General features: G+C 63.7%; 25 protein-coding genes and 1 pseudogene. 15 read left to right on the top strand and 11 right to left on the bottom strand.

The window, feature by feature from the left end; translation table 11 throughout:
• Nucleotides 1–5 precede the first annotated feature (5 nt).
• Genes grxC through LMTR13_RS01595 form a run of 3 tightly spaced genes read left to right on the top strand, consistent with a single transcriptional unit; the run spans nt 6 to nt 1,620 of the window.
• A complete protein-coding gene (gene grxC / locus LMTR13_RS01605; protein ID WP_065726398.1) occupies nt 6–278 on the top strand; it encodes a glutaredoxin 3 in 273 nt (90 codons plus the stop codon).
• Entirely contained in the window at nt 275–1,153 is an 879-nt protein-coding gene (locus tag LMTR13_RS01600; protein ID WP_065726397.1) for a carbon-nitrogen hydrolase family protein, read from the top strand. The genes grxC and LMTR13_RS01600 overlap by 4 nt, the downstream gene beginning before the upstream one ends.
• Complete coding sequence (locus LMTR13_RS01595) at nt 1,150–1,620, top strand: DUF1178 family protein (protein WP_065726396.1); 471 nt, start codon at nt 1,150–1,152, stop codon at nt 1,618–1,620. The genes LMTR13_RS01600 and LMTR13_RS01595 overlap by 4 nt, the downstream gene beginning before the upstream one ends.
• Nucleotides 1,621–1,732: 112 nt before the next feature.
• On the opposite strand, the gene LMTR13_RS01590 is transcribed toward LMTR13_RS01595, so the two are convergent.
• The 3 genes from LMTR13_RS01590 to LMTR13_RS01580 all read right to left on the bottom strand — a co-directional run bounded on the left by LMTR13_RS01590 (nt 1,733) and on the right by LMTR13_RS01580 (nt 4,169).
• Complete coding sequence (locus tag LMTR13_RS01590) at nt 1,733–2,632, bottom strand: DMT family transporter (protein ID WP_065726395.1); 900 nt, start codon at nt 2,630–2,632, stop codon at nt 1,733–1,735.
• Between the two features lie 286 nt (nt 2,633–2,918).
• A complete protein-coding gene (ubiG, locus tag LMTR13_RS01585; protein WP_065726394.1) occupies nt 2,919–3,686 on the bottom strand; it encodes a bifunctional 2-polyprenyl-6-hydroxyphenol methylase/3-demethylubiquinol 3-O-methyltransferase UbiG in 768 nt (255 codons plus the stop codon).
• A gap of 3 nt (nt 3,687–3,689) precedes the next feature.
• Nucleotides 3,690–4,169, bottom strand: coding sequence for a PH domain-containing protein (locus LMTR13_RS01580; RefSeq protein ID WP_065726393.1), 480 nt, complete (start codon nt 4,167–4,169; stop codon nt 3,690–3,692).
• Nucleotides 4,170–4,345: 176 nt separating this feature from the next.
• On the opposite strand from LMTR13_RS01580, the gene LMTR13_RS01575 reads away from it, so the two are divergent.
• The 5 genes from LMTR13_RS01575 to LMTR13_RS01555 all read left to right on the top strand — a co-directional run bounded on the left by LMTR13_RS01575 (nt 4,346) and on the right by LMTR13_RS01555 (nt 11,596).
• Nucleotides 4,346–5,599 (top strand): aspartate kinase, encoded by a 1,254-nt coding sequence (locus LMTR13_RS01575; protein ID WP_065726392.1) that lies wholly within the window; start codon nt 4,346–4,348, stop codon nt 5,597–5,599.
• A 326-nt stretch (nt 5,600–5,925) separates the two neighbouring features.
• A complete protein-coding gene (ptsP, locus tag LMTR13_RS01570; RefSeq protein ID WP_065726391.1) occupies nt 5,926–8,193 on the top strand; it encodes a phosphoenolpyruvate--protein phosphotransferase in 2,268 nt (755 codons plus the stop codon).
• Between the two features lie 56 nt (nt 8,194–8,249).
• A complete protein-coding gene (prfA, locus tag LMTR13_RS01565) occupies nt 8,250–9,329 on the top strand; it encodes a peptide chain release factor 1 (RefSeq protein WP_065726390.1) in 1,080 nt (359 codons plus the stop codon).
• A gap of 154 nt (nt 9,330–9,483) precedes the next feature.
• Nucleotides 9,484–10,365 (top strand): peptide chain release factor N(5)-glutamine methyltransferase, encoded by an 882-nt coding sequence (prmC, locus tag LMTR13_RS01560; protein WP_065726389.1) that lies wholly within the window; start codon nt 9,484–9,486, stop codon nt 10,363–10,365.
• Between the two features lie 490 nt (nt 10,366–10,855).
• Nucleotides 10,856–11,596: a DUF4167 domain-containing protein gene (locus tag LMTR13_RS01555; protein WP_065726388.1), complete on the top strand. Its 741-nt coding sequence runs from the start codon at nt 10,856–10,858 to the stop codon at nt 11,594–11,596.
• 61 nt (nt 11,597–11,657) lie between these two features.
• On the opposite strand, the gene LMTR13_RS01550 is transcribed toward LMTR13_RS01555, so the two are convergent.
• Entirely contained in the window at nt 11,658–12,404 is a 747-nt protein-coding gene (locus LMTR13_RS01550) for a methyltransferase domain-containing protein (protein WP_156795385.1), read from the bottom strand.
• A gap of 120 nt (nt 12,405–12,524) precedes the next feature.
• Here LMTR13_RS01550 and gloB point away from each other — a divergent pair, with 120 nt between their 5' ends.
• The 4 genes and pseudogenes from gloB to LMTR13_RS42100 form a co-directional block, all read left to right on the top strand.
• Nucleotides 12,525–13,292 carry a hydroxyacylglutathione hydrolase gene (gene gloB / locus LMTR13_RS01545; RefSeq protein ID WP_065726387.1) on the top strand — a complete coding sequence of 256 codons (768 nt, stop codon included), beginning with the start codon at nt 12,525–12,527 and terminating at the stop codon, nt 13,290–13,292.
• The gene (locus LMTR13_RS01540; protein ID WP_065726386.1) at nt 13,292–13,726 is read left to right on the top strand and encodes a cupin domain-containing protein; all 435 of its coding nucleotides are present in this window, start codon (nt 13,292–13,294) and stop codon (nt 13,724–13,726) included. The genes gloB and LMTR13_RS01540 overlap by 1 nt, the downstream gene beginning before the upstream one ends.
• Nucleotides 13,727–13,906: 180 nt before the next feature.
• Nucleotides 13,907–14,347 carry a DUF1772 domain-containing protein gene (locus LMTR13_RS01535; protein ID WP_065732326.1) on the top strand — a complete coding sequence of 147 codons (441 nt, stop codon included), beginning with the start codon at nt 13,907–13,909 and terminating at the stop codon, nt 14,345–14,347.
• Nucleotides 14,348–14,471: 124 nt separating this feature from the next.
• Nucleotides 14,472–14,603 (top strand): annotated as a pseudogene (locus LMTR13_RS42100) (flavin reductase family protein); the annotation flags it as partial.
• Between the two features lie 202 nt (nt 14,604–14,805).
• Here LMTR13_RS42100 and yddG read toward each other — a convergent pair.
• The 3 genes from yddG to LMTR13_RS01520 all read right to left on the bottom strand — a co-directional run bounded on the left by yddG (nt 14,806) and on the right by LMTR13_RS01520 (nt 17,978).
• The gene (gene yddG / locus LMTR13_RS01530; protein ID WP_065732325.1) at nt 14,806–15,675 is read right to left on the bottom strand and encodes an aromatic amino acid exporter YddG; all 870 of its coding nucleotides are present in this window, start codon (nt 15,673–15,675) and stop codon (nt 14,806–14,808) included.
• Nucleotides 15,676–15,835: 160 nt separating this feature from the next.
• Complete coding sequence (gene phbB, locus LMTR13_RS01525) at nt 15,836–16,561, bottom strand: acetoacetyl-CoA reductase (protein WP_065726385.1); 726 nt, start codon at nt 16,559–16,561, stop codon at nt 15,836–15,838.
• Nucleotides 16,562–16,799: 238 nt separating this feature from the next.
• The gene (locus LMTR13_RS01520) at nt 16,800–17,978 is read right to left on the bottom strand and encodes an acetyl-CoA C-acetyltransferase (RefSeq protein ID WP_065732324.1); all 1,179 of its coding nucleotides are present in this window, start codon (nt 17,976–17,978) and stop codon (nt 16,800–16,802) included.
• A 316-nt stretch (nt 17,979–18,294) separates the two neighbouring features.
• Here LMTR13_RS01520 and phaR point away from each other — a divergent pair, with 316 nt between their 5' ends.
• Nucleotides 18,295–18,894 (top strand): polyhydroxyalkanoate synthesis repressor PhaR, encoded by a 600-nt coding sequence (gene phaR / locus LMTR13_RS01515; RefSeq protein ID WP_065726384.1) that lies wholly within the window; start codon nt 18,295–18,297, stop codon nt 18,892–18,894.
• 157 nt (nt 18,895–19,051) lie between these two features.
• On the opposite strand, the gene LMTR13_RS01510 is transcribed toward phaR, so the two are convergent.
• Nucleotides 19,052–20,743 (bottom strand): putative bifunctional diguanylate cyclase/phosphodiesterase, encoded by a 1,692-nt coding sequence (locus LMTR13_RS01510; RefSeq protein WP_156795384.1) that lies wholly within the window; start codon nt 20,741–20,743, stop codon nt 19,052–19,054.
• Between the two features lie 232 nt (nt 20,744–20,975).
• Between LMTR13_RS01510 and LMTR13_RS01505 the strand changes: the two genes are divergently transcribed.
• Complete coding sequence (locus LMTR13_RS01505) at nt 20,976–21,263, top strand: hypothetical protein (RefSeq protein ID WP_065726383.1); 288 nt, start codon at nt 20,976–20,978, stop codon at nt 21,261–21,263.
• Nucleotide 21,264: 1 nt separating this feature from the next.
• Here the strand turns inward: LMTR13_RS01505 and LMTR13_RS01500 are convergent, their stop codons facing one another.
• The 3 genes from LMTR13_RS01500 to mtgA form a co-directional block, all read right to left on the bottom strand.
• Nucleotides 21,265–21,996 carry a hypothetical protein gene (locus tag LMTR13_RS01500; RefSeq protein ID WP_065726382.1) on the bottom strand — a complete coding sequence of 244 codons (732 nt, stop codon included), beginning with the start codon at nt 21,994–21,996 and terminating at the stop codon, nt 21,265–21,267.
• A 134-nt stretch (nt 21,997–22,130) separates the two neighbouring features.
• Nucleotides 22,131–22,313, bottom strand: coding sequence for a 50S ribosomal protein L32 (gene rpmF, locus LMTR13_RS01495; RefSeq protein WP_028347701.1), 183 nt, complete (start codon nt 22,311–22,313; stop codon nt 22,131–22,133).
• A gap of 154 nt (nt 22,314–22,467) precedes the next feature.
• Entirely contained in the window at nt 22,468–23,145 is a 678-nt protein-coding gene (gene mtgA / locus LMTR13_RS01490; protein ID WP_065726381.1) for a monofunctional biosynthetic peptidoglycan transglycosylase, read from the bottom strand.
• 176 nt (nt 23,146–23,321) lie between these two features.
• Here mtgA and LMTR13_RS01485 point away from each other — a divergent pair, with 176 nt between their 5' ends.
• Nucleotides 23,322–24,242, top strand: a complete 921-nt coding sequence (locus LMTR13_RS01485; RefSeq protein ID WP_065726380.1) for a polyprenyl synthetase family protein — start codon at nt 23,322–23,324, stop codon at nt 24,240–24,242.
• Nucleotides 24,243–24,527 lie beyond the last annotated feature (285 nt).

Here is a 24,527-nt window from a genome sequence, read left to right as displayed (position 1 = left end):
GCGCCATGACTGCCATTGAAATCTACACCCGCCCGGGCTGCGGCTACTGCACCGCCGCCAAATCGCTGCTGACGCGCAAGAATGCCGCGTTCACGGAACTGAACGTGGCCGCCGACCCGGCCTATCGCGGGCAGATGTACGACCGCGCCGGCCACGGCTCGACTTTCCCTCAGATCTTCATCGGCACAACGCATGTCGGCGGCTGTGACGAGCTTTATGCACTGGACCGCGCGGGCAAGCTCGACGCTTTGCTGGCGGGAGAAAAGGCCCCCTCATGAGCGCTGGTTCCACCTTCACCGCTGCCATGGTGCAGATGCGCACCGGGCTGCTGCCCGGGCCGAGCCTCGAGCAGGGCGTCACGCTGATCCGCGAGGCCGCGGCGCAAGGCGCCGACTACGTGCTCACGCCCGAGGTGAGCAACATGATGCAACTGAACCGCAAGGCGCTGTTCGAGCATCTCGCATCGGAACAGGACGACCGCTCGCTGAAAGCCTATCGCGCGCTGGCCGCGGAGCTGAGGATCCATCTCCATATCGGCTCGCTGGCGCTGCGCTTCTCGCCCGAGCGCGCCGTCAATCGCTCGTTCCTGATCGGGCCCGACGGCAATTTGCTCGCCAGCTACGACAAGATCCATATGTTCGATATCGATCTGCCCGGCGGCGAGAGCTATCGCGAATCCGCCAACTACCAGCCGGGCGAAACTGCCGTCATCTCGGACCTGCCGTGGGGGCGCATCGGGCTGACGATCTGCTACGACGTGCGCTTCCCCGCGCTCTATCGCGCGCTGGCCGAGGCCGGCGCGTCGTTCCTCACCGTGCCATCGGCCTTCACCAGGAAAACCGGTGAGGCGCATTGGCACGTGCTGTTGCGTGCCCGCGCCATCGAGACCGGCTGCTTCGTGTTTGCCGCGGCGCAATGCGGCATGCACGAGAACAAGCGCGAGACCTACGGGCATTCCCTGATCGTCGCCCCCTGGGGCGAGATCCTCGCCGAGGGCGACATCGAGCCAGGCGTGTTCCTTGCCAAGATCGATACATCCAAGGTCGAGACGGCTCGGAGAGCCGTGCCGTCGCTACAACATGGCAGGCGCTTCGGTATTGCCGATCCCAAGGCCGGCCCCGAGCATCTGCACCTCGTCCGGGGCTCGGCATGATCCGCTACAACCTTCGCTGCGAGAAGGGCCATGCTTTCGAAAGCTGGTTTCAAAGCTCCGCGGCTTACGAGACGCAGGAAAAGCGCAAGCTGGTGAGCTGCCCCGCCTGCGGCTCGGTGAAGGTCGAACGCGCCATCATGGCTCCGCAGATCGTCAGCAAGAAAGGCCGCGAGCAAGCCGCGCCCGCGCCGGGCGCGCCTGCGGAAGCAACCGGATCGGAATCGACACCGCTGTTGATGGCGCAGGAGCGCGAATTGCGCGCCAAGCTGAAGGAACTGCGCGATCACATCGTCAAGAATGCCGACAATGTCGGCGAGCGCTTCCCCAATGAAGCGCGCAAGATGCATTACGGCGACATCGAGCATCGCCCGATCTACGGCGAGGCCTCGCCGGATGAGGCGAGAGCGCTGATCGACGAGGGCGTCGAGGTCTCCCCGCTGCCGGTGCTGCCGGACGACCGGAACTGATGCGCGGCGATTCCGCAGGGTGGGCAAAGCGACAGCGTGCCCACCATTATCTCCGCGATTGAGATTGGCGGGCACGGCGCAATTCGCCTTTGCCCACCCTACGATTCCCGAATCAAACCGCCACCAATAGCGCCACACCGATCACGATCAGCACGATGCCGGACAATTCACGCGCCGATAGCGCCTGCTTGAACGAGTAATACGCCACGGCCTGTGCGAACAGCACCTCGACCAGCGCCAGCGTGCGCACGTTGGCGGCCGCCGTCAGCGCGAGCGCCAGGAACCAGAATTGCGAGGCGAACGCGCCCATGAAGCCCGCGAGCATCGAGGGCTTCCAGAGTCCGAAGATCTTCACGAGCACATCCGGCGCGCGGAGCAGGAGGTGGATCGTCAACACCAGTGTCTGCACGAACAGGCCGAACACCAGCGTGTAGGACGCCGCCGTCACGAAGGAGACGCCGGGCACCACGATAACCGCGCCGCGAAAGCCGACCGCCGACAGCGCGAAGCAACCGGCGGCGACCAGGCCGATGATGGTCGGCTTCAACTCCGCAAAGCCTTTTTCGCCGCCCGGCCGCAGCGCGGTGATCACCACGCCAATCGTCGCGATCACGATCGCGACCACTTTCAGCAGCGTCAGATGATCGCTGAGGAAGATGAAACCGAAGATCGCGGTCTGGATCGCTTCCGTTTTCAGGTATGCCGTCGTCACGACAAAGGAGCGATCGTTCATCGCCAGCAGCATCAGCCCGGTGGCGACGATCTGGCTGAGTGCGCCGAGCAGCAGCCATGGCCAGAACGCGGCCGTCGGCCACGGTACGGGGTCGCCGGTCACCACCACCACGACCGCAAAGAAGACGATCGAGAACGGAAAGCCGAACAGGAAGCGGATATTGGTCGCGCCCCAGGTCCCGAGCGGCCCCGTCAACGACCTCTGCATCGCATTGCGGGCGACCTGGCCCAGCGCAGCGATGATGGTGAAGGGAATCCAGAGCGAGGCGACGGAGAGCATGGGGAGTACCGGCGTGATGCCGCTGCACCGTGCCGGGTGGCATGCATCAGGTCAACGGGAGCAGCATCATGACAGGATTGCGTGCGGCCCCAAAGGCAGTGTCGTCCCTGAGAAAGCAGGGACGACGGAATAGAGGCGAGAACCCCTCAACTTGTCGCCCCTGCGAAAGCAGGGGCCCATAACCACCGGCTTTCGTTGCGCGATAAGGTGTCTGCTACCGCGCTTCCTCGATAGATCACGCGGTATGGGTCCCTGCGTTCGCAGGGACGACGATAACTGAGAATCCCTAAACCCCTTCCGCCACCACCATGTAGTTCACGTCCATGTCGGACGAGATACTCCATCGGTCGGCGAGCGGATTGTAGACCACGCCGGCCTGCTCGGTGATGGTGAGCTTGTTGGCGGCGAGATGCTGGGCGAGTTCGTCGGGGGTGACGAACTTGTCCCACTGATGGGTGCCGCGCGGCAGCCAGCGCAGCACATATTCTGCGCCGACGATCGCGAGCGCAAAGCTCTTCCAGTTACGGTTCAGCGTCGAGACCACCATCATCCCGCCCGGCTTGACCATGGCCGCGCAGCGGGCGAGGAACGCGCCGACATCGGTGACATGCTCGATCACTTCCATCGCCAGCACGATATCGAAGCGCTCGCGGTGGTCCATCTGCTCGACGGTGGTGCAGCGATAGTCGATCGACAGATGGCCCTTGTCGGCGTGCAGTTTGGCAGCCGCAATGTTGGTCGCGGACGGATCGATCCCGATCACCTGCGCGCCCAGCCGCGTCAACGGCTCGCACAACAGCCCGGCGCCGCAACCGATATCGAGGATGCGCAGGCCCGAGAGGCAACTGAGGCTCCTGGCGTTACGCTCAAACTTGCGGCAGGCGGCATCCCGGATATAGGCGAGCCGCAGCGGGTTGATCTTGTGTAGGGGGGCCATCTTGCCTTTGGGGTCCCACCACTCATCCGACAATTTCGAAAATTTCGCGACCTCGGCCGGATCGACGGTAGAGCCCTTGCCCGACAAACCGGCGGCGGAATTCTGCTGCATGGCCATGATTTACGTACCGGCCGGTCGTGCCGTGATGGCATTGCGAAACGCCAGCGGCGAAGCAATGGTGTCGAGGGTCTTGCCACCCTCGCCGACCCCCGAGACCGTTACGTCGCCGTAGTTGAGGATGCGGCCGAGGATGCTCTGGTTGACGTCGACGCTCTCGACCTTGTCCACACTCATCTCGAACGTCTGCCGCTGAACAAAGCCGGTCTTGTGGACGACACGGAAATTGGTGACATCGGTCTCGGTGGTCCAGCGATGGAACCAGGCCGTCACCGACTTGTATAGCGCGAACACCGCAGAGAGGCCCGCCATGGTCAGGCACAGCAGCACCGGCACGTCGCCCTCGATCATCCGGGACAACACCAGAAACGCGATCGCCACGATCCAGGCAGCTATCGCCGGCAAAAAGAAGATCCAGTGCGCATTGGTCGAATACAGCACCCTCTCGCCGGGCTGCAGGATATCATCGATGTAACGCCCCATACGCTCGTCCTGAATTAACCCGTCACCACAGCAATTTGCGCCGTTTTTGGGTCGAAAACGGAACCGGAGGTGCTTGCCCCGGACCGCATCGCTATGTATACGCCGCTTTCGGCCCGGGCGCTCCACTTTCCGTGCGGGTCACCTAACTTATCCTCACAGGGAATGCACGCGACGTCATGGGCCGCCTCGTGATGAAATTCGGCGGCACGTCCGTCGCCAACATCGATCGAATCCGCAACGTCGCGCGTCACGTCAAGCGCGAAGTCGACGCCGGGCATGACGTTGCCGTCGTCGTGTCGGCCATGTCCGGCAAGACCAACGAGTTGGTCGAATGGTGCGGCGACGCCTCGCCGCTGCATGATGCGCGCGAATATGACGCCGTGGTGGCATCCGGCGAACAGGTGACCTCGGGCCTGCTCGCGATCGTGCTGCAGGGCATGGGCATCCAGGCCCGCTCCTGGCAGGGCTGGCAGATTCCGATCAAGACCTCGGATGCCCACGCCTCGGCGCGGATTCTCGAGATCGACGGCAGCGAGATCTCCGCTCGATTCAAGGATCGCCAGGAAGTCGCCGTCATTGCCGGCTTCCAGGGCATCAATCCGCAGACCAACCGGATCACCACGCTTGGGCGCGGCGGTTCTGATACCTCGGCGGTGGCGATTGCGGCCGCGATCCGGGCCGACCGCTGCGACATCTACACCGACGTCGACGGCGTTTATACCACCGATCCGCGGGTGGTTCCCAAGGCGCGACGGCTCGACAAGATCGCCTTCGAGGACATGCTGGAACTGGCCTCGCTGGGCGCCAAGGTCCTGCAGGTGCGCTCGGTGGAACTCGGCATGGTACACAACATACCCGTGTTCGTCCGTTCCAGCTTCGACAAGCCCGAGGATATCGACCCGCACGGCACACCGCCGGGCACGCTGATCTGCAGCGAGGAGGAAATCATGGAAAGCCACGTCGTCACCGGCATCGCCTTTTCCAAGGACGAAGCCCAGATTTCGCTCCGCCAGATCGAGGACAAGCCAGGCGTTGCCGCAGCCATTTTCGGTCCGCTGGCCGACGCCAACATCAACGTCGACATGATCGTCCAGAACGTCTCCGAGGACGGCAAGACCACCGACCTCACCTTCACCGTTCCGGCCTCCGACTATAACCGCGCCCGCGACACCATCACCTCGTCGAAGGGCAAGATCGGCTATGCCCGGCTCGACAGCGCCACCGACGTATCGAAGGTCTCGGTGATCGGCAGCGGCATGCGCAGCCATGCCGGGGTCGCTGCGAAGGCGTTCAAGGCGCTATCCGAACGCAACATCAACATCCGCGCCATCACCACCTCGGAGATCAAGTTTTCGGTGCTGATCGACGCCGCCTATACCGAACTTGCGGTGCGCACGCTGCACACGCTCTACGGGCTCGACCAGACTTAGAACGATTTTCTCTCAAATTTAGCGCATGATCGGATCGCCAAACCGGCGGCGGTTTGGCAGATCATGCGCTTCGCTTGCGCAGCATCGGCCTGACACACACGTTATTGCTTCTGGCAGGCGTTTTGCTTGGCAAAGCAAGCCTCGATTGGCTATACGGCCTGTGAGGTGGGTTGCCGCAAACTGCGCCAAGGTTTTGGCGATCCCGATTCGGCCCGGGATCAAGTGCCTGCGGCAGCGCCGAATGAATATAATTGTAGTTTTTCGTGCGTTTCACGCCAGCTACCGGCCACCCGGCGGGCTGGCCTCGCGGGGGAGGATACCAGCACATGCGGAGCACGTCGGGAGGTCCCCGCGTCCTGTTGAGACGGCTCCGCGAAACCATGGCGGAGAAGGTCTCGGCGCAAGAACGCCTGGACAAGATCGTGGTGCTGATCGCGGCCAACATGGTGGCCGAGGTCTGCTCCTGCTACGTGCTGCGCATCGATAACACGCTCGAGCTCTATGCCACCGAGGGTCTGAACCGCGACGCGGTGCACCGCACCGTGCTGAACGCGCATGAGGGCCTCGTCGGCCTGGTCGCCAGCGAGGCGAGCCCGCTGAACCTCTCGGACGCGCAAAGCCACCCGGCATTCTCGTTCCGCCCGGAAACCGGCGAAGAAATCTACCATTCGTTCCTCGGCGTTCCGATCCTGCGCGCCGGCAACACGCTCGGCGTGCTGGTGGTGCAGAACCGCGCCAAGCGCACCTATGTCGAGGAAGAGGTCGAGGCGCTGCAGACCACCGCCATGGTGCTCGCGGAGATGATCGCCTCCGGCGAGCTGGCGGCGCTGGCACAACCCGGCGCGGAACCGGCGGCACGGCATTCCCTGCACAAAACAGGCGCGATCCTCTCCGACGGCATCGCGCTCGGCCACGTCGTGCTGCACGAGCCGCGTGTCGTCATCACCAACTACATCGCCGAAGACCTGCCGAAGGAAATCAAGAAACTGGATGCAGCGCTGGCCAAGCTGCGCGCCGATCTCGACCGCATGCTGGAGCGCGGCGACGTCGCCGACGGCGGCGAGCACCGCGAGGTGCTGGAAGCCTACCGGATGTTCGCCAACGACCACGGCTGGTCGCACAAGCTGCATGAGGCGGTTGCTACCGGCCTCACGGCGGAAGCCGCGGTCGAACGCGTGCAGTCCGATACTCGCGCGCGCATGCTGCGCTCGACCGATCCTTACTTGCGCGACCGCCTGCACGACCTCGAAGACCTCGGCCACCGCCTGATGCGGCAATTGGTCGGTCAGGATCACGCGCCCTCGCGCGAGCAGCTTCCCGAAAACGCCATTCTGATCGCGCGCGCGATGGGACCGGCGGCGCTGCTCGACTACGATCGCAAGCGGCTGCGCGGCCTGGTGCTGGAGGAAGGCACGGCGAACTCCCACGTCTCGATCGTGGCGCGTGCGCTCGGAATCCCTGCGGTCGGCGAAGTGCCGAACGCGCCAGGGATCGCCGATCCCGGCGACCCCATCATCGTCGACGGTACCTCGGGTTCGATCTATGTCCGCCCCTCCGCGGAAATCGAGTCGGCCTATGCCGAGCGGGTGCGGTTTCGCGCGCGGCGGCAGGCGCAGTATGCCGCGCTGCGCGACAAACCCTGCGTGACCAAGGACGGCCAAAAAGTCGAGCTGATGATCAATGCGGGTCTCGTCATCGACCTGCCGCATATCGACGACACCGGCAGCGCCGGCATCGGGCTGTTTCGCACCGAGCTGCAGTTCATGGTCGGCCAGAGCCTGCCGCGTTCTTCCGATCAACTCGCGCTTTATCGCACCGTGCTGGACGCCGCCGGCTCCAAGCCGGTCACGTTCCGCACCCTCGATATTGGCGGCGACAAGGCGCTGCCCTATATGGAGACTGTGATCGAGGAAAACCCGGCGCTCGGCTGGCGCGCGATCCGGCTCGGGCTCGACCGGCCGGGACTATTGCGCGGCCAGATTCGCGCGCTGCTGCGGGCTGGCGGCGGTCGCGCGCTGAAAATCATGTTCCCGATGATTTCCGATGTCGCCGAGTTCGACCAGGCCAAGGCCATCGTCGAGCGCGAACTGACATACCTGCGCCAGCACGGCCACGCGCTGCCGGAACGTATCGACGTCGGCACCATGGTGGAGGTGCCGGCGCTGCTCTATCAGCTCGACGAACTGCTGAAGAAGGTGGATTTCGTCTCGGTCGGGTCGAACGATCTGTTCCAGTTCTTGTTCGCCGTCGACCGCGGCAACGCCAAGGTTTCCGATCGGTTCGACACCATGTCGGCGCCGATCCTGCGCGCGCTGCGTGACATCGTGTGCAAGGCGAAAGCCGCCAACAAGATGGCCTCATTGTGCGGCGAGATGGCCTCCAAGCCGCTCGGCGCGCTGGCCCTGATTGCGCTCGGCTACCGCTCGCTCTCGCTGTCGGCCACCGGGCATGGGCCGGTCAAGGCCATGATCCTCGACCTCGACGCCAAAAAGGCGGAAGCTGTCCTGATGCCGCTGCTCGACGCGCCGGCCGGCAGCGTCTCGATCCGGCAGAAGCTGACGGAATTCGCGGAAGCCGAGGGGCTGTCGTTGTAGCGAGGCTCTCGCCCGACAACGCCACCTTTCCGCATCCGCCGCCTGAGAAATACGCCATGCTACCCGAAGCCAAACTCGACATCCTGCTCGCCCATCATGCCTCGTTGGAGGCTGAGCTGCTGGGCCAGGTGAATTCCGAAAAATACGTCCAGATCACGCGCGAGCTCGCCGAGCTCAATCCGCTGATCGATGCGGTCAAGGCCTATCGCACGGCGCGGGCCGAGATTGCAGGCGCCGAATCGCTCCTGGCTGACGCCGGCACCGATCCCGAAATCCGCAGCATGGCGGAAGCCGAGCTTGAAACGCTGCAGGCGCGCGCCGCTGATCTCGAGCAGAAGATTCGCGTGGCGCTGCTGCCCAAGGACGCCATGGACGACCGCAACGTGATGCTGGAAATCCGCGCCGGCACCGGCGGTGACGAGGCCTCGCTGTTCGCCGGCGACCTGTTCCGGATGTATGAGCGGTTTGCCGCCTTGCAGGGCTGGAAGGTCGAGGTGATCTCGGCCTCGGAAGGTACCGTGGGCGGCTACAAGGAAATCATCGCCGAAGTGCAGGGCCGCGGCGCCTTCGCCAAGCTGAAGTTCGAATCCGGCGTGCACCGCGTGCAGCGCGTGCCCGACACCGAAACGCAGGGGCGGATTCACACTTCGGCTGCAACGGTGGCGGTACTGCCCGAGGTCGAGGATGTCGATGTCGACATCAAGAATGAGGACTTAAGGATCGAAACCATGCGCGCGCAGGGCGCCGGCGGTCAGCACGTCAACAAGACCGAATCGGCGATCCGCATCACGCATATCCCGACCGGCATCGTGGTGATGATGCAGGACAGCCGCTCACAGCACAAGAATCGCGCCTCCGCGATGAATATCCTGCGCTCGCGCATCTACGACGCCGAACGCCAGCGCGCCGATGCCGCGCGCTCCGCGGACCGCAAGGAGAAGGTCGGCTCCGGCGACCGAAGCGAGCGCATCCGCACCTATAACTTCCCGCAGGGCCGCGTCACCGACCATCGCATCAACCTGACGCTCTACAAATTGCCGCAGGTGATTTCGGGCGAGGCGCTGGGTGAACTGATCGATGCGCTGACGACCGAGCACCAGGCCGCGCAACTCGCGGCGCAAGGCGCGGCGGCGTGAGCATCATCCGGCCGTCGTCCCCGCGAAAGCGGGGACCCATACGCCGCGGCCTCGCAATCTGGGCGGTGGGGGCCGAGACCTCTCGCAACAATAACGGCCTGTGGTTATGGGTCCCTGCGTTCGCAGGGACGACGTCAAGATTGTGGGTCGCCGCATGACGGATTTCGTCGGCCAGACGGTCGAGACCGCGCGGCGCGTGCTCGCAGCGAGACTCAAAGCCGCCGCCATCGAATCCGCCGAACTCGACGCACGGATTCTGACAGGCCATGCACTTGGCCTCGACCTGACCGGCTTGATATCGGCTGCACGGCGCGAGCTCGCCTCGGACGAATCGGCACGCCTCGAGGAATTCGCCCGCCGTCGCCTCGGGGGAGAACCGGTCGCCCGTATCATCGGCGAGAAGGAGTTTTGGGGCCTGCCCTTGCAACTCTCCTCCTCAACCCTGGTGCCGCGGCCCGATACCGAGACCGTGGTCGAACTGGCGCTGGAACTGCTGCGCGGCCGTGGCGACCTCAGTCGTCCCTTGCGCATCGCCGACCTCGGCACCGGCTCCGGCGCGATCCTGCTGGCGCTCTTGTCCGAGCTGCCAGCAGCGCATGGATTCGGGACCGATATTTCGAAGGCCGCGCTGCAGACCGCCACGGCCAACGCGGCGCGTGCAGGATTATCGGATCGCGCGACGTTCGTCGCCTGCGACTATGCCGGCGGATTGTCCGGCACGTTCGATCTGATTGTTTCGAATCCGCCCTACATTCGCTCGGCCGACATCGCTCACCTGGCCGAGGAGGTCAGGAACTACGATCCGCTCGCCGCGCTCGATGGTGGCGCCGACGGGCTGGACGCTTACCGCGCGTTGATCCCCCAGGCGGCTGGCCTCCTTGCCCCGGGTGCAGCCCTGGTCGTGGAGGCTGGTGAGGGCCAAAGCGGCCCAATCCAGGCCCTGATGGCGGCCTCAGGGTTAACGCCTGCAATGGCCCCCAAGGCCGATCTGGCAGGCATTCCGAGGGCGGTCGCGGGTCACAAAATGGCCCGATAAAGTCCTTTTGGAACGCAAAAAAACCCCTTGGAATATTCCCCCGGAGCGACTACGTTCCGGTCACAACATCGGTCCAGGGTTGCTGGCCCCGTAAGATCATACGGGTGAGGCCAGAGTTCTCGAAACGAGAGCCCGCCGGGTGAAAGGTTCCAAAACGCAGGTCGAATTGAGCGCAATAGCTGGAGCTGTGCTGCTCTCGACCGTAAAGCGAACGAAAGCCTGATATTGCGCTTGAAGACTTACGCAACAGCCAGTCACGCGAAGCCGTCATGCAAGACGGTTAGGCTGGTTTTGGCAGGCTGAATGATTTGATCCGGCGCGCGACTGTACGCCGCCGATTGGGGAACGCGTCTTTGCTGAACGCGATGATTGGCGAAATCGACGACACGAATTTGAACGGCATCGTGATTCGGTGCGCATGAGCGTGCGCCGGATCGGATCAGGCTACGACGGCAACTGCATAACTTCAGGGCTGGAATAAAGGCGAGACATGAGAAACGGTCAAAACAACAAGCGGATGCGCAACCGGAATAACAACAATAACAACAACAATAACCGGCGTGGTCAAAACCCGATGACCCGGGTGTTCGAATCGAACGGACCCGATATCAAGATCCGCGGCACCGCTTCGCACGTTGCCGAAAAATACGTCCAGTTGGCGCGCGACGCGCGCTCTTCCGGCGATCCGGTCGCGGCCGAGAATTATTACCAGCACGCCGAGCATTATTTTCGCCTGATCGCTGCCGCGCAGGAGCAGTTCCGGCAGAACCAGCCGCAGCCGCGCGTCGACCCCGAAATGCAGCCGGCGGAAGAAGGCGACGACGACGGCGAGGGTTTTTCGCATTTCGGCCAGGAGCCGGGCTTCGTCCCGCAGCAGCCGCAGCCCTACATCCGCGACAACAATCCGCGTGAACAGCGCGGCGACGGCCAGCCCTACCAACGCGACCAGCAGCCGCGCGAACACCATCGCGAACGCGAGCACCGTCCGCAGCCGCAGTATCAGCCGCAACCCCAGCCACAGCCGGTGATTGCCGATACCGGCGGCGTCGATCGCCTGCCCTCCTTCATCACCGGCCCGCAGCCGCAGGTGAACGGCACGCCCGGCGGATACGAAGAGGGAGGCCGCGGCGAGCGTTTCCCGCGCCGGCGCCGCCGGCCGCACGGCCCGCGTCCCGACAGCATGGCCGCGCCTGCCGCGCCAAGCGAAGACTTCAATCCCGGGAATGAGTAAGTAGTTCACCCACAATCGTCGTCCCTGCGGACGCATGCGTTCGCAGGGACGACGAAAAGGCCTATGCCTTGTCCCGCGTCGCCGTCGACGACGGCACCAGCACTGGCTCCAGAGACGGAATCAGCCGCGTGCGTTCGCGGCCCGCGGGGATCGCGCGATAGACCTGTTTGGTCGCTTCCACGATATGGACGCCGGCGAACGGCAGCGACAGCGCGGCGCCGACACGCTCCCACGCCATCGCGGAGCGCAGAAACCAGCTATTGCCGACCGGCGGCAGAAACAGCGCTTCGCCCCACGACGCCGGCGTGAACCAGGTCTGCCGCAGCAATTGCGTGATCTGCGCGCGCGAATAGGGCCGGCCGTGACCGAACGGCGTATTGTCGGTGCGCGTCCAGACGCCCCGCCGGTTCGGGATCACCGCAATCAGCCGGCCGGATGGCGCCAGTATCCGCCACACCTCGCGCAACAAGCGCTCCGGATCGTCGGACATTTCCAGCGCATGGACCAGCAGAATGCGGTCAACCGCAGCGTCCGGCAATGGCATCGAGAATTCATCGATCAGCGAAGCCAGCGCAGGCCGCCCGGTCGGCCACTTCAAGACGCCCTGCGCCGCCGGCATGAAGGCGATGCAGCGCTCCGAATCCTCACGAAACAGCCCGAGATAGGGCGTCGGATAGCCGAGCCCGAGAACGCGCTGCCCTGCAGCTTCGGGCCAGCGCGCTCGTATGCCGCGGTTGATCAACTGCCGCGCCACGATGCCGAGGCGCTGCGAATAGAAGTCGCGGAGATCGATGACGTCGATGGTCATGGGCGCAATCTACCACACCGTGTTTCGTTGCGGCGCGCCGAAAATGGCATTGCCGCGCAAGCGTTAACGCCATATTTCTTTCGGATTAAATGGGGCTGAAAGCCTGAATCAGGAGCTGTCATGGCCGCGGAAATTCGCACCTTCACCTGCCTCAACGACAATTTCGGCTATTTGATCCACGATCCCGCGACCAAGGCCACCGCATCGATCGACGCGCCGGAAGCCGCCCCGATCATCAAGGCACTGGAGCGTGAGGGCTGGACGCTGACGGATATTCTCGTCACTCATCACCATCATGACCATGTTGGCGGCATCGCCGAGCTGAAACAGAAGTATCATTGCCGCGTCGTTGCACCGCATGACAAGTCCACCAAGATTGCCAATGTCGACCTGCGCGCCGCCCATGGCGACGTGATCAAGGTGGGAAGTCTGCTGGCGCGCGTGCTGGAAACGCCCGGCCACACCCTCGATCACATTTCCTACGTGTTCGATACGGAGAAAGCGGTGTTCGCCGCCGATACGCTGTTCTCGATCGGCTGCGGCCGGGTGTTCGAGGGCAATTATCCGATGATGTGGGATTCGTTGCTGAAACTCCGCGCGCTGCCTGACGATTTCAAGCTCTATTGCGGCCATGAATATACCGCTTCCAACGTCAAGTTCGCGCTCACCGTCGACGGCGACAATCCGGCGCTGAAGGCGCGCGCCGAGGAAGTGACCCGGCTGCGCGCCGAGAACAAGCCGACGATTCCGGTGCTGCTCGGGGAGGAGAAAAAGGCCAACGTGTTCCTGCGCGCCGACGAGCCGTCGGTGGCGGCCAAGCTGCACATGAAGGGTGCCAGCGCCGTCGAAGTATTCGGCGAACTGCGCGAACGCAAGAACAAGTCCTGATGGCGCTTTCGAAACAAGCGGCCGAGATCATCGCGCGGCTCGACCTTAGGCCGCATCCCGAAGGCGGGCATTATCGCGAGACGTTTCGCGACACCAGCGTGGACGCCGACGGCCGTTCGCGATCGACCGCAATCTACTTCCTGCTGGCACGCGGCGAGCGCTCGCACTGGCACCGCATCGATGCGGTGGAGGTCTGGCATTACTACGCAGGCGCGTCACTGACGCTGCAGATCGCCGATGACGGCGGCCGACGCAGCGTCAAACTTGGGCCCGATCTCGCTGGCGGCGAAGTTCCGCAAGCTGTTGTGCCTCCGCACGCCTGGCAGTCCGCTGAAAGCAACGGCGCCTGGACGCTGGTCGGATGCACCGTCGCGCCCGGATTCGATTTTGCGAAGTTTGAGCTGGCAAAACCGGATTGGTTCCCTTCGCGATGAGATGCGCGGAGGCGCGCGTGAATCGCCGGCCAGCCTCCCGATAATCGCTGGAACGCCGGCCGGACCACGAGGTTGGTAGCGAAAAGCAGCCTGCGGGCGAGCCGCGACCCGGTCCGGTCTTTCGGCCATGCGGGTTCGAATGCTGCGCGCCGTCCCACTTGCATGACGGAAGCCGCTCCGATGATCATTCGATTCCTGGCAGTCATTCTCACCGGCCTTGCCGTCATCGCTCCGGCTGCGCATCTGTTCGAACTGCGCCACAAGATGCAGATGTCCGAGCAGGACTACTTCGTGGTCCAACGCATCTATGTCGGCTGGTGGGTGATCGGCCTGTTCTTGCCGGCGGCGTTGATTGCCAACCTGGCTCTCGCGGTCGAAGTCAGAGGTGACCAACTGGCACTTTGGCTTGCGGTGGCCGCAGCGGCTCTCATCCTCGTCAATCTGGCAATTTTCCTGATCTGGACCAACCCGGTCAACGTCGCCACCGACAACTGGACTGTGAAGCCCAAGGATTGGCAAGCCTCGCGCCGGCACTGGGAATATTCCCACGCCGTCAACGCGGGCGTGACGTTGCTGGCGTTTTGTGTCGCGACGCTTGCTGCCCTGCGTGTGAAAACGTGACGGGCGAGAGAGCTACAAGCCGGGCTTTACCAAGAGCGGTTCAACGGTGGCGAATGATCGGGAATCGGGTGGGTTTAATGCGCACTTGAACTTAGTTTCCGCCCCGCAACACGAGAAGCGGAAAATGCACGGGACATTCAGCGTTTCACATCAGATCGAACCGGCGATTCTCTATTTCGGCACGCCGGTGGTTCTGATCGGCTCGACCAATGAGGACGGTTCATTCAACCTCGCGCCGATGTCGTCGGCATGGTGGGCAGATGGCGGCCGCTGATCATGAGCTTCCAGCAACTCTACGGACTGACGTCCGAGAAGCTGCAGCACTCGGAACTCGGGCAAATTCCGGAAGCGGTGCACAAGCCACCGGGCTGGAAGCCTGCCGCCTAAGACTTCCGCCACATCATGTCTCTCGCCACGATCAGTCCTCGTAGGATGGGTTGAGCAGAAGCGAAACCCATCTACATCTTTTTCCAAACCATATCCTTCGCCGCGATCAGGCCGCCGCCGGCGACCAGAATCGCGGCGATGGCGATCGTGGCGGTCGGCTGGGCGAAGCCGGCAAGAATCAGAAATGCCGTCGATAGCAATGGCGTCGCGTAGGACGCCGCGCCGAGCACGCGAATATCGCCGCGCTTCATGCCGACGTCCCAGACAAAGAACGCCGCGCCGACCGGTCCGACGCCGAGCGCCAGGACGGCAAGCCACTGGCCGATCGTTTCCGGCCAGACCGTCTTCTCCACCATGATGTGCACGAGCGCAGCCAGCAGCGCAGTGGCAAGACAGAACCCGGCGACCGCATCCGTCGGCACCGCCTTGAGCTTGCGCGACATCACCGAATAGGCGGCCCACACGAAGGCGGCGACAAAGGCCGCAGCCAGCCCCGGGATCTGGCCGGACGTAAAGCTACCGGTATTGCCGGCGAACAGCAGCACCGTGCCGGCAAGCCCGAGCAACGCACCGATGATGTGATGCGGCGCCAGCCGCTCGCCCGGCAGCAGCGACGAGAACAGCACGATCAGGAGCGGCCAGAGGTAATTCAACAGGCCGGCTTCCGCCGGCGGCGCAAAGCGCAGCGCGAGGAAATACAGCGCGTGATAGCCGAACAAGCCACCGACCCCGACGACCCAGGCGACCGGTGGCTGCTTCAACGCGCCAAAGGCGGCGGGCCGGAACAGGAAACTTGCGAAAGCAACCAGGGCGCCGATCGCAAACGTCATGGCGGCGAGCTGGAACGCCGGGATCTTTCCTGTCGCAACCGTCAGGACCGAGAGCAGCGACCACATCAGGATCGCGGTCAGTCCGATCAGCGTGGCGGCACGGGGAGTCATGAGTTTCGGCAATTGATCAGCTTCTTCCGCCATGGCCGGATTCATCCCGGCCATCCACGTCTTTCTGCCGTTCGTTGTAAAGACATGGATGCCCGGGGCAAGCCCGGGCATGATGACGTTCTACAGTCCGTGACTGCGTGCAATCAAAGACGGGCGTCGATCAAACCATGTACTGCCCGCCGTTGATCGTCATGGTCGAGCCGGTGATGCCGCCGGCCTCGTCGGCAGCCAGGAACACCACCGCGCGGGCGATCTCTTCGGGTTCGCCGAGGCGATTGACCGGGATCAGCGGCAGAATGCTCTTCTCCAGCACCTCCTTCGGCACCGCCTGCACCATCTCGGTGTTGATGTAGCCGGGGCAGATCGCGTTGACGGTCACGCCGCCCTTGGCATTCTCCAGCGCCAGCGCCTTGGTGAAGCCGATGTCTCCGGCCTTGGCCGCGGAATAGTTGACCTGGCCGAATTGTCCCTTCTGGCCGTTGATCGAGGAGATGTTGATGATACGGCCGAATTTGCGGGCGCGCATGCCTTCGATCACCGGGCGCGTCATGTTGAACAGCGAGCCGAGATTGGTGTTGATCACCGCGTTCCACTGCTCAAGCGTCATCTTGTGGAAGGCGCCGTCCTTGGTGATGCCGGCATTGTTGACCAGCACGTCGATCGGCCCGAGATCGGCCTCGACCTTCTTGATGCCTTCGGCGCAAGCATCGAACGAGGCGACGTCCCATTTGTAGACGGGGATGCCGGTCTCGGATTTGAATTTCTCGGCGGCCGCATCGTTGCCGGCATAGCTTGCCGCAACCTTGTAGCCAGCAGCCTTCAGTGCCTTGCTGATCGCAGCGCCAATGCCCCGCGTACCTCCCGTAACCAATGCCACACGTGCCATGTCGTAGTCCTCCTTGGTAAACTCTTAGTACGCCGGAATTGTCCCGGTCTTTTGACGAATCTCAATCTTCAGCTTGTGAAGCGTTCTTGTTTCAAGTGTTCTTGTTTCACGTGTTCCTAAAAACGCTCCCCACAAGATGAAAATGCCCGGCGCGAGACCGGGCATTTCATCTTTACCAATTCGAGCCGCGGTTGCGAGATGATCTTTTCATCATTCAACCGCTCACTCTGCCTTTAGTTCAGTCGCGTGCAACGCACATCGCAATGCCCATGCCGCCACCGATGCAGAGCGTGGCGAGGCCCTTCTTGGCGTCGCGCTTCTGCATCTCATGCAGCAGCGTCACCAGCACGCGCGCGCCCGACGCACCGATCGGATGACCGATCGCGATTGCGCCGCCGTTGACGTTGACCTTGGAGGTATCCCAGCCGAGATCCTTGTTGACCGCGCAGGCCTGCGCCGCGAACGCCTCGTTGGCCTCGATCAGGTCGAGGTCGCCGACGTTCCAGCCGGCCTTCTTCAGGGCAGTGCGCGAGGCGGGGATCGGACCGGTGCCCATGATCTTGGGATCGACGCCAGCCTGGCCCCACGACACGATGCGGGCGATCGGCTTCTTGCCCTGCCTGGCTGCTTCCTTGGCGGTCATCAGCACGACGGCGGCGGCGCCGTCATTAATGCCCGAGGCGTTGCCGGCGGTCACAGTGCCGTCCTTCTCGAAGGCCGCGCGGAGCTTGCCCATCGCATCGAGGGTAGCGCCATGACGCGGATATTCGTCGGTGTCGACCACAACGTCGCCCTTGCGGGTCTTGATGGTGACCGGGGTGATCTCGTCCTTGAACTTGCCGGCCTTCTGCGCGGCCTCGGCCTTGTTCTGCGAGGCGACGGCGAACTCGTCCTGCTGTGCGCGGGTGATCTGGTATTGCTTGGCAACGTTCTCGGCGGTGTTACCCATGTGGTAGCCGTTGAAGGCGTCCCACAGGCCGTCCTTGATCATGGTGTCGACCAGCTCGAGGCCGCCCATCTTGACGCCGCTGCGCAGGTACTGGGCGTGCGGGGCCATGCTCATCGATTCCTGGCCGCCCGCGACGACGATCGAGGAATCGCCGTTCAGCAGTGCCTGGTAGCCGAGCGCGACCGAGCGCAGGCCCGAGCCGCAGAGCTGGTTGACGCCCCAGGCCGGGCTCTCCACCGGAATGCCGGCGTTGATCGAGGCCTGGCGGGCCGGGTTCTGGCCCTGCGCCGCGGTCAGGATCTGGCCCATGATGACTTCGGAGACCTGGCCCGGCTCGACGCCCGCGCGCTCCAGAGCCGCCTTGATGGCAATGGCGCCGAGGTCATGGGCCGGGGTGGTGGCGAACGCGCCGTTGAAGCTGCCGACCGGGGTGCGGGCGGCGCTGACGATGACGACATCGTCTGACATGGACATCTCCTTATGGGGGTTCTTGAGGTTTCTTCGACGGCGGGCGGGCCGGGGTGGCGAGCCTGTCTCTCACCTTATCCTGTTAACCCCATTGACCCATGTCAATCGGCCAGGGCCCAAATTCCTGCCGCGGCGCATTCAAAATGATCCCCGTGAGGGTTTCCATAGCAGCGTCCATGCCTTGGAATTAACCGTGCCGCACAAAACGGTAGCCGAACCGCATTGAAAATGCTTACTTTGCTGCGTTTGCGTTGCTCGTCTGCCCGCCGGCGAAGCCGCCGGGTTCCCTGCTCTCGGTGTCGATGTGTGTGAGCTTATGGCAAAGTCAGAACAACCTACCACCATCAAGAAGTACGCCAACCGGCGGCTCTATAATACCGGCACCAGCACCTATGTGACGCTCGAGGATCTCGCAGCGATGGTGAAGGAAGGCGAGGATTTTCTCGTCTACGACGCCAAGACCGGCGACGATATTACGCGCCAGGTGCTGGCGCAGATCATTTTCGAGCAGGAAAACAAGGCCGGACAAAATCTGTTGCCCACCACTTTCCTGCGGCAGTTGATCCGCTTCTACGGCGACAGCATGCAACTGGTAGTGCCGAAATATCTCGAACAGTCGATCGATACGCTGACGCGCGAACAGGAAAAATTCCGCAAGCAGCTCACCAACACCTTCAGCGGCACGCCGTTCGCACCGCTCGAAGAACACGTTCGCCGCAACATGGAATTGTTTCAGCAGACGTTTTCGATGTTCAAGCCGTTCGTGCCGCCGCGCGCCGGAGCGACCTCGCCCGAACCGGAGAAGGTGCCGGAGTCGTCGCCCGACGGAGACAATATCGACGATCTTCGCCGCCAGATGAAGGACATGCAGGAGCGCCTCGAGCGCATGTCGAAAGAGCCGAAGAAGGAAGAATAGGACTCTCCTTCGTTTCACTTTCTCCACTGTCGTCCCTGCCAACGCAGGGACTCATAACTACCAGCGTTGATCGTTTAGCGAAGCCGTCTACCCGATTGCCCCGCTGATGGGCCGCGGCGTATAGGTCCCTGCGTTCGCAGGGACAGGCGGAGAGAGGCTACCCCGCCGCCGGCATCACGCTCGCATCCGCCGCCGCCCACGGACGCTGCGGCGACGCCAGCCCGATCAGGCGGCCCTGGATGTAGTCGCAGCCCCATTCGCGCAGCATCACGGCGGCTTCCTCGTCCTGCACCCACTCCGCGACCGTCTTGATCTGCAGGCGGTTGGCCAGATCGATCAGGGTATGCACGAAGGCGCGATCGTCGGCGGAGCGCGCGATGTTCTGCACGAAGGCGCCATCGATCTTCACGATGTCGACGCCGAGCTTGCGCAGGTTGCGGAATGAGGTGTAGCCGGCGCCGAAATCGTCGATCGCGATCTGGCTGCCGAAATTCTTCAGTCGTGTGATGAAGCCCCTGATATCGTCGATGTCCTGGATCGCAACCGTTTCGGTGATCTCGACGATCAGCCGCTCGCCGGCACCGGGATGCGCCTGCATCAGCGATTCGATACCGGTCCACCAATCCGGGTCCATGGTGGTGTCGGGCGAGATGTTGAGGCTGAGCCGCACGTTCGGCGACGCCGCAAGTTCAGCGACCGCAAGTTCGAGCACGCGGTGATCGACCAGCCGGATCAGGCCCAATCGCTCGGCGACCGGAACGATGTCGGGCGCCAGCAGCGCCTGCCCGTCCTCCTGCTCCATCCGCACCAGGCATTCGTAGAACGCCGGCTGCCGCGAGCGCGCTTCGACCACGGGCTCGAAGGCGGTGACGATCCGCCGCTCGTTCAATGCAGTGACGATCTCGTCGGTGACGCGGATGTTGACGCGGCGCTGGGCGTCGCGTTCGACGTTCGGCTTCCACAGCGAGAACGATCCGGCGCGGCGGCGCTTGGCGCCGTCGAGGGTCTCCTGTGCGCGGTTGACGGCCTCATCGGCATTACGGGCGTAACGGGGGATGCTGATCGCACCGATCGATGCCGTCACCGAGACGGGGCCGGATTTGGTCGGGATTACCTCGTCGCGGATCCCTGCCAGGAAGCGCTCGGCCGCGATATTGGCGTCGTCGACGGTGCAGTTCCTCAAGATCAGCCCGAACTTGTTGCCGGAGAACCGCCCGAGCACGTCGCCGCCGCGCAGCTTGGCGCGGATGCGCTTTCCGACTTCGGCAATCACGGCGTCCGCGACGTCGAAGCCGAAGGCGTCGTTGACGCGCGCCAAATGGTCGATGCCGATCAGCATGAAGGCGCAGGTCGATCGGAAACGCGCGGCTTCCTCGATCGCTTCCGCCAGTGAGGCGATGAGGTGCGTGCGATTGAGTTCACCGGTCAGCGGATCGTGCATCGAGAGCTTCAGCAATTGCTCGTCGCGGGCACGGCGCTCATTGTTGATGCGGACAATGCCTTGCGCGCGCACCGGCTTGCCGTCGGGTCCAGCAAACCAGCAACCGGTTTCCTCGATCCAGAGTACCGGCGCGGAGCTCGAGGCTCGCACGCCATATTCGATCCGGTAGGCGGCGCCTTCGTCGCCCCGCGGTGGCGGCGATTGAGTGAGGGCCTCCGTCCGGATCGAACGGGAGGGCTCGATCAGCCCGGCGAACCCGGCGCCACTCGCCAGCGCTTCCGCCGGAATGTCGGTGAAAACCGCGCCGGCGTTGTCGCTCCAGGCGATGGTGTCCGCTATCAGGTCCCAAACGAAAGTCGCCTGGCCTAGCGAGGCGAGAATGCTGGAGGCTTCCGGGACAGGGGGCATCAGATCGCCTCGATTCGGGACACCACCGGGTGATTCCTTAAGCCTTGAGGATAGTGGCTGTTTCGAACGAGAGGCTAGGCAAAGTTGATAAATAATCCGGAAACCATGTTTCACGGACTTTCCGGGTCAGCCGGGAACGAATCACAAGGGATCGGCATAGACCTTGCGAGGTCAGATCGCAGTGGGGCGTTTCGTCCCGAAACGTGACAGTTTCAGCCGGTTGCGGTGCGCGATGCTGGATATCGATCGATCAGAGGAAATTTTGGACGGTGAGTTCGTCAACCTCGACGAGCCGGCCTGCGTCGAACTGGTGCCGGTCACCCAGTCCGTGCACTGGTCACAGAAAGCGGCGACGCCGCGGCCCGATCCGACCTTCCTCGCGCAGTTGATCGCGACCGCCGACCAGGCGCCGCAAACCCGCGGCCTGAGACGCGCCTCGCTGGAAGATGCTCAGACGGCCTATGGCGCCAGTCAGATCCGGCGCTGCATCACCGGCTTCCGGACACGGCAAACCATCTAGATCAGCGCTGGGGCGTATCATCGGGCTTATCCGAGGGCGGAGGGCCCGAGCCCGGCTGTAGTCCTGGCGACGGGACTCGGGGTGCAGAGGTTTGGGGTGCAGGGACTTCTGGCTCAGGGACTTCCGATGACGACACTGCGGGCGACGGGGCTGGCGGTGAAGTCGCCTCGGGCGCGGCGGCGGGTTGCACCGGTTTCGGTTCGGCGTGATCCTTCAACACGGATTCGGCAACAGAGGCTGCCGCTGGTGTAGCAGGCGCAGGCGAAGGTGCGGCTGCCGGTGCCGGCTCGATTTTGGGCTCAGCTGCCGGGGCCTCGGCTTTTTCGGCGCCTTTTGCTGGAGGAACCGGCGCCGCCGCTGCGACGCCGCGGCGTCGCGTCCGCAATGCGAGGCCGGAGATGAAATCCACCAGCGACAGCGCCGTCATCAGGAAATAGGTCGAGGTGCCAAACTTCGGCCACAGCAGGAATTCAGCCGCCGCCGCGCCGAACACGATCAGCGACAGCAGGTGGTCGGTGAGATATTTCGCGCCGGGCCGCGCGCCTTTAATGACCTCGGCGAGCAGCAGCAAGATACTGAGCGTGAGCAGCACGTCGCTCAGCGTCACCGTCCATTCCGCACCCGACACCAAGGTCAGCCTCACCAGCGGATCGGTGAACGATACCTCCGGCATCAGGAAGACGATGATGTTGTAGATCGCGAGCGGAATCAGAAGCAGCGGAAAACCGACCATGGGTATCGCGCCTTGCTAGGAAAACCGGAAATGTCCCCGGGCAAAGCATCGCTTCGCCCTGTGGAACCGTTGGCCCACTCGTTGGCCAAATTCGGGCAGACGCCATGGGAGGCGGCGCCCCATCCCCTATCCGGTCAGGATTCCTTCTTCTTCAGCACCTGCCGGCCCTTGTACATGCCGGTCTTCAGGTCGAGGTGGTGCGGACGGCGCAGCTCGCCCGAATCCTTGTCCTCGGCATAGGTCGGTTTCTTCAGGGCGTCCGCCGAGCGGCGCATGCCACGCCGCGAGGGCGATGTTTTTCTTCTGGGAACGGCCATAACGGTCCTCTAGGGGTGTTGTCGGAGGCATCCGTCCGAAACCAGACCGCCCAGCGCTTCGCGCACGGGCTGCGATGCCGATAAGGCCGCGCTTATAGAGGATGGACTGGCGTAAAGCTAGGGCAGGTTGCGGTAAAAGCGGCCGAAAATTGGCTCAAAAAGCGCGATTCTCGCTCCAGCAGCGCTGTAGCGCCGCGGTATTGGCCCGCGCCATGTAGGTGGCGGCCAGACGGCGCACCCCGGGGCCGGGATTGCGGGCGCTGCGCCGCACCGGATTGGGCAAGATCGCCGCCAGCAAGGCGGCCTCGCGCGGCGACAGGGTCGAGGCCGAACGGCCAAAGGCGTAGAGCGACCCGGCTTCCGCCCCGAACTGCCCGGACGGGCCGAGCTCAGCGATGTTGAGATAGATTTCCAGGATCCGCTGCTTGGGCAGCACCAGATCGATCCACATCGCGAGCGGCAGTTCCAGCGCCTTGCGGACCACGCTGCGGCCCGGCCACAGGAACAGGTTTTTCGCCACCTGCTGGGTGATCGTCGATCCGCCGCGGGCGGGCTCGCCGTCCTCGGCCTCGTCGATTGCGTCCTGCAGCGCGCCCCAATCGATCCCGCGATGACTGCAGAATCTGGCGTCTTCGGAGCCGACCACCGAGCGCGGCAGGTAAGGCGACATCGCTTTGAAATCGATCCATTGCCGCGACACCGGCGCACCCTTCAGCCAGCGCCAAGCCATCAGCGCCGAGACCGGATGCCCGGTACGGTAGAACGGCGTCACCAGATAGGGCAGCAACAGCACCGCCAGCAGGGTCAGCACTAAAATTCGGACAATGCGCAAATTGGATGCTTCCGGTTCAGCCCAGCCCGGCCGGGACCGCTGAACAGGCCCCACCCACGTGACATCTCCATGATATTTCGGACGTTTTCCAGCGCTTTTGTGACCTGCGTCATGGAATTGACGAAGCGCCCGCCATCAAACATTGTCCGGGCCAAATTGATCTGGAGCTATTCTTAATGACGACCGCCACTGCCGATTTTGCCAAACGACTGGACCAGACCGCGGAGGATACCGAAGCGCTGCTGGCGAAGCTGTTGTCCGATACGCTGCTGCCCGACGAGATCGCGCGGCCGAAGCGGCTGATGGAGGCGATGCGCTATTCCAGCCTCAACGGCGGAAAGCGGCTGCGGCCCTTCCTGGTGGTCGAAAGTTCCGCCGTGTTCGGCGTGCCGCGCGAGGCGGCCCTTTTGGTCGGCGCGGCGCTGGAGTGCATCCACTGCTATTCGCTGATCCATGACGATTTACCGGCGATGGATAACAGCGATTTGCGCCGCGGCCGGCCCACGCTGCACAAGAAGACCGACGACGCCACCGCGATTCTTGCCGGCGACGGGCTGTTGACGTTGGCGTTCGACATCGTCACGCGCGACGAGATCCACAAGGACGCCAATGTGCGCCTGCTCCTGACGCGGGCGCTGGCCCGCGCTTCCGGCATCGGCGGCATGGTCGGCGGCCAGATCCTCGACCTCGCCGGCGAAGGCCGCTTCGGCGATCGGGAACCGGTCGACGTGGCGCGGCTGCAGCAGATGAAGACCGGCGCGCTGCTCCGCTATGGCTGCATCGCCGGTGCCATCCTCGGCCAGTCCACGCCCAAGGAATACCGGGCGCTCGACGATTACGGCCGCGCGCTCGGCGAGGCCTTCCAGATTGCCGACGATTTGCTCGACGTCGAGGGCGACGCCGCAGCGCTCGGCAAGCAGACCGGCCAGGATGCGGCGCTTGGCAAGACCACCTTCGTCACCCAGCTCGGCATTGAAGGCGCCAAGCAGCGCGTGCGCGATCTCCTGGCGCGCGCGGACTCGGCGCTTTCGATCTTTGGGCCGAAGGGAGACGTCTTGCGGGCAGCCGCGCGCTTCGTCGCTGAGCGCAGGAATTAGCGCATTAGAAGGCGAGCGGATGGACAAGGAATTCGAGAAACGCCTTGTCCGCTTCCGGAGCCCTACCGATACCGGTCCGGCGTCTATGGCCGACTGCGCACCTTCATCGCCCTCACGGTCGGCATGGCCGTATTCTTCCTGGTGCCTGACACACGCCGGCTGGCGACACGTCTCATCGTCGGCTGGGGCCTGATGGTGAATATCGCGGCGAGCGCGATCTGATCGCTGGCGTCAATGCTTTGAGGCGGGACAGGAACAGGAATGAGCCGGACGCCGGCGTGTTCG

The organism is Bradyrhizobium icense (assembly GCF_001693385.1).
Taxonomy (GTDB): Bacteria; Pseudomonadota; Alphaproteobacteria; order Rhizobiales; family Xanthobacteraceae; genus Bradyrhizobium; species Bradyrhizobium icense.
This window is presented reverse-complemented; position numbering and strand designations above follow the sequence as displayed.

What these genes read in the sequence shown, in the direction of transcription:
- grxC (WP_065726398.1), top strand. Translation starts at nt 6, where the DNA reads ATGACTGCCATTGAAATCTACACCCGCCCGGGCTGCGGCTACTGCACC.
- LMTR13_RS01600 (WP_065726397.1), top strand. Translation starts at nt 275, where the DNA reads ATGAGCGCTGGTTCCACCTTCACCGCTGCCATGGTGCAGATGCGCACC.
- LMTR13_RS01595 (WP_065726396.1), top strand. Translation starts at nt 1,150, where the DNA reads ATGATCCGCTACAACCTTCGCTGCGAGAAGGGCCATGCTTTCGAAAGC.
- LMTR13_RS01590 (WP_065726395.1), bottom strand. Translation starts at nt 2,632, where the DNA reads ATGCTCTCCGTCGCCTCGCTCTGGATTCCCTTCACCATCATCGCTGCG.
- ubiG (WP_065726394.1), bottom strand. Translation starts at nt 3,686, where the DNA reads ATGGCCATGCAGCAGAATTCCGCCGCCGGTTTGTCGGGCAAGGGCTCT.
- LMTR13_RS01580 (WP_065726393.1), bottom strand. Translation starts at nt 4,169, where the DNA reads ATGGGGCGTTACATCGATGATATCCTGCAGCCCGGCGAGAGGGTGCTG.
- LMTR13_RS01575 (WP_065726392.1), top strand. Translation starts at nt 4,346, where the DNA reads ATGGGCCGCCTCGTGATGAAATTCGGCGGCACGTCCGTCGCCAACATC.
- ptsP (WP_065726391.1), top strand. Translation starts at nt 5,926, where the DNA reads ATGCGGAGCACGTCGGGAGGTCCCCGCGTCCTGTTGAGACGGCTCCGC.
- prfA (WP_065726390.1), top strand. Translation starts at nt 8,250, where the DNA reads ATGCTACCCGAAGCCAAACTCGACATCCTGCTCGCCCATCATGCCTCG.
- prmC (WP_065726389.1), top strand. Translation starts at nt 9,484, where the DNA reads ATGACGGATTTCGTCGGCCAGACGGTCGAGACCGCGCGGCGCGTGCTC.
- LMTR13_RS01555 (WP_065726388.1), top strand. Translation starts at nt 10,856, where the DNA reads ATGAGAAACGGTCAAAACAACAAGCGGATGCGCAACCGGAATAACAAC.
- LMTR13_RS01550 (WP_156795385.1), bottom strand. Translation starts at nt 12,404, where the DNA reads ATGACCATCGACGTCATCGATCTCCGCGACTTCTATTCGCAGCGCCTC.
- gloB (WP_065726387.1), top strand. Translation starts at nt 12,525, where the DNA reads ATGGCCGCGGAAATTCGCACCTTCACCTGCCTCAACGACAATTTCGGC.
- LMTR13_RS01540 (WP_065726386.1), top strand. Translation starts at nt 13,292, where the DNA reads ATGGCGCTTTCGAAACAAGCGGCCGAGATCATCGCGCGGCTCGACCTT.
- LMTR13_RS01535 (WP_065732326.1), top strand. Translation starts at nt 13,907, where the DNA reads ATGATCATTCGATTCCTGGCAGTCATTCTCACCGGCCTTGCCGTCATC.
- yddG (WP_065732325.1), bottom strand. Translation starts at nt 15,675, where the DNA reads ATGACTCCCCGTGCCGCCACGCTGATCGGACTGACCGCGATCCTGATG.
- phbB (WP_065726385.1), bottom strand. Translation starts at nt 16,561, where the DNA reads ATGGCACGTGTGGCATTGGTTACGGGAGGTACGCGGGGCATTGGCGCT.
- LMTR13_RS01520 (WP_065732324.1), bottom strand. Translation starts at nt 17,978, where the DNA reads ATGTCAGACGATGTCGTCATCGTCAGCGCCGCCCGCACCCCGGTCGGC.
- phaR (WP_065726384.1), top strand. Translation starts at nt 18,295, where the DNA reads ATGGCAAAGTCAGAACAACCTACCACCATCAAGAAGTACGCCAACCGG.
- LMTR13_RS01510 (WP_156795384.1), bottom strand. Translation starts at nt 20,743, where the DNA reads ATGCCCCCTGTCCCGGAAGCCTCCAGCATTCTCGCCTCGCTAGGCCAG.
- LMTR13_RS01505 (WP_065726383.1), top strand. Translation starts at nt 20,976, where the DNA reads ATGCTGGATATCGATCGATCAGAGGAAATTTTGGACGGTGAGTTCGTC.
- LMTR13_RS01500 (WP_065726382.1), bottom strand. Translation starts at nt 21,996, where the DNA reads ATGGTCGGTTTTCCGCTGCTTCTGATTCCGCTCGCGATCTACAACATC.
- rpmF (WP_028347701.1), bottom strand. Translation starts at nt 22,313, where the DNA reads ATGGCCGTTCCCAGAAGAAAAACATCGCCCTCGCGGCGTGGCATGCGC.
- LMTR13_RS01485 (WP_065726380.1), top strand. Translation starts at nt 23,322, where the DNA reads ATGACGACCGCCACTGCCGATTTTGCCAAACGACTGGACCAGACCGCG.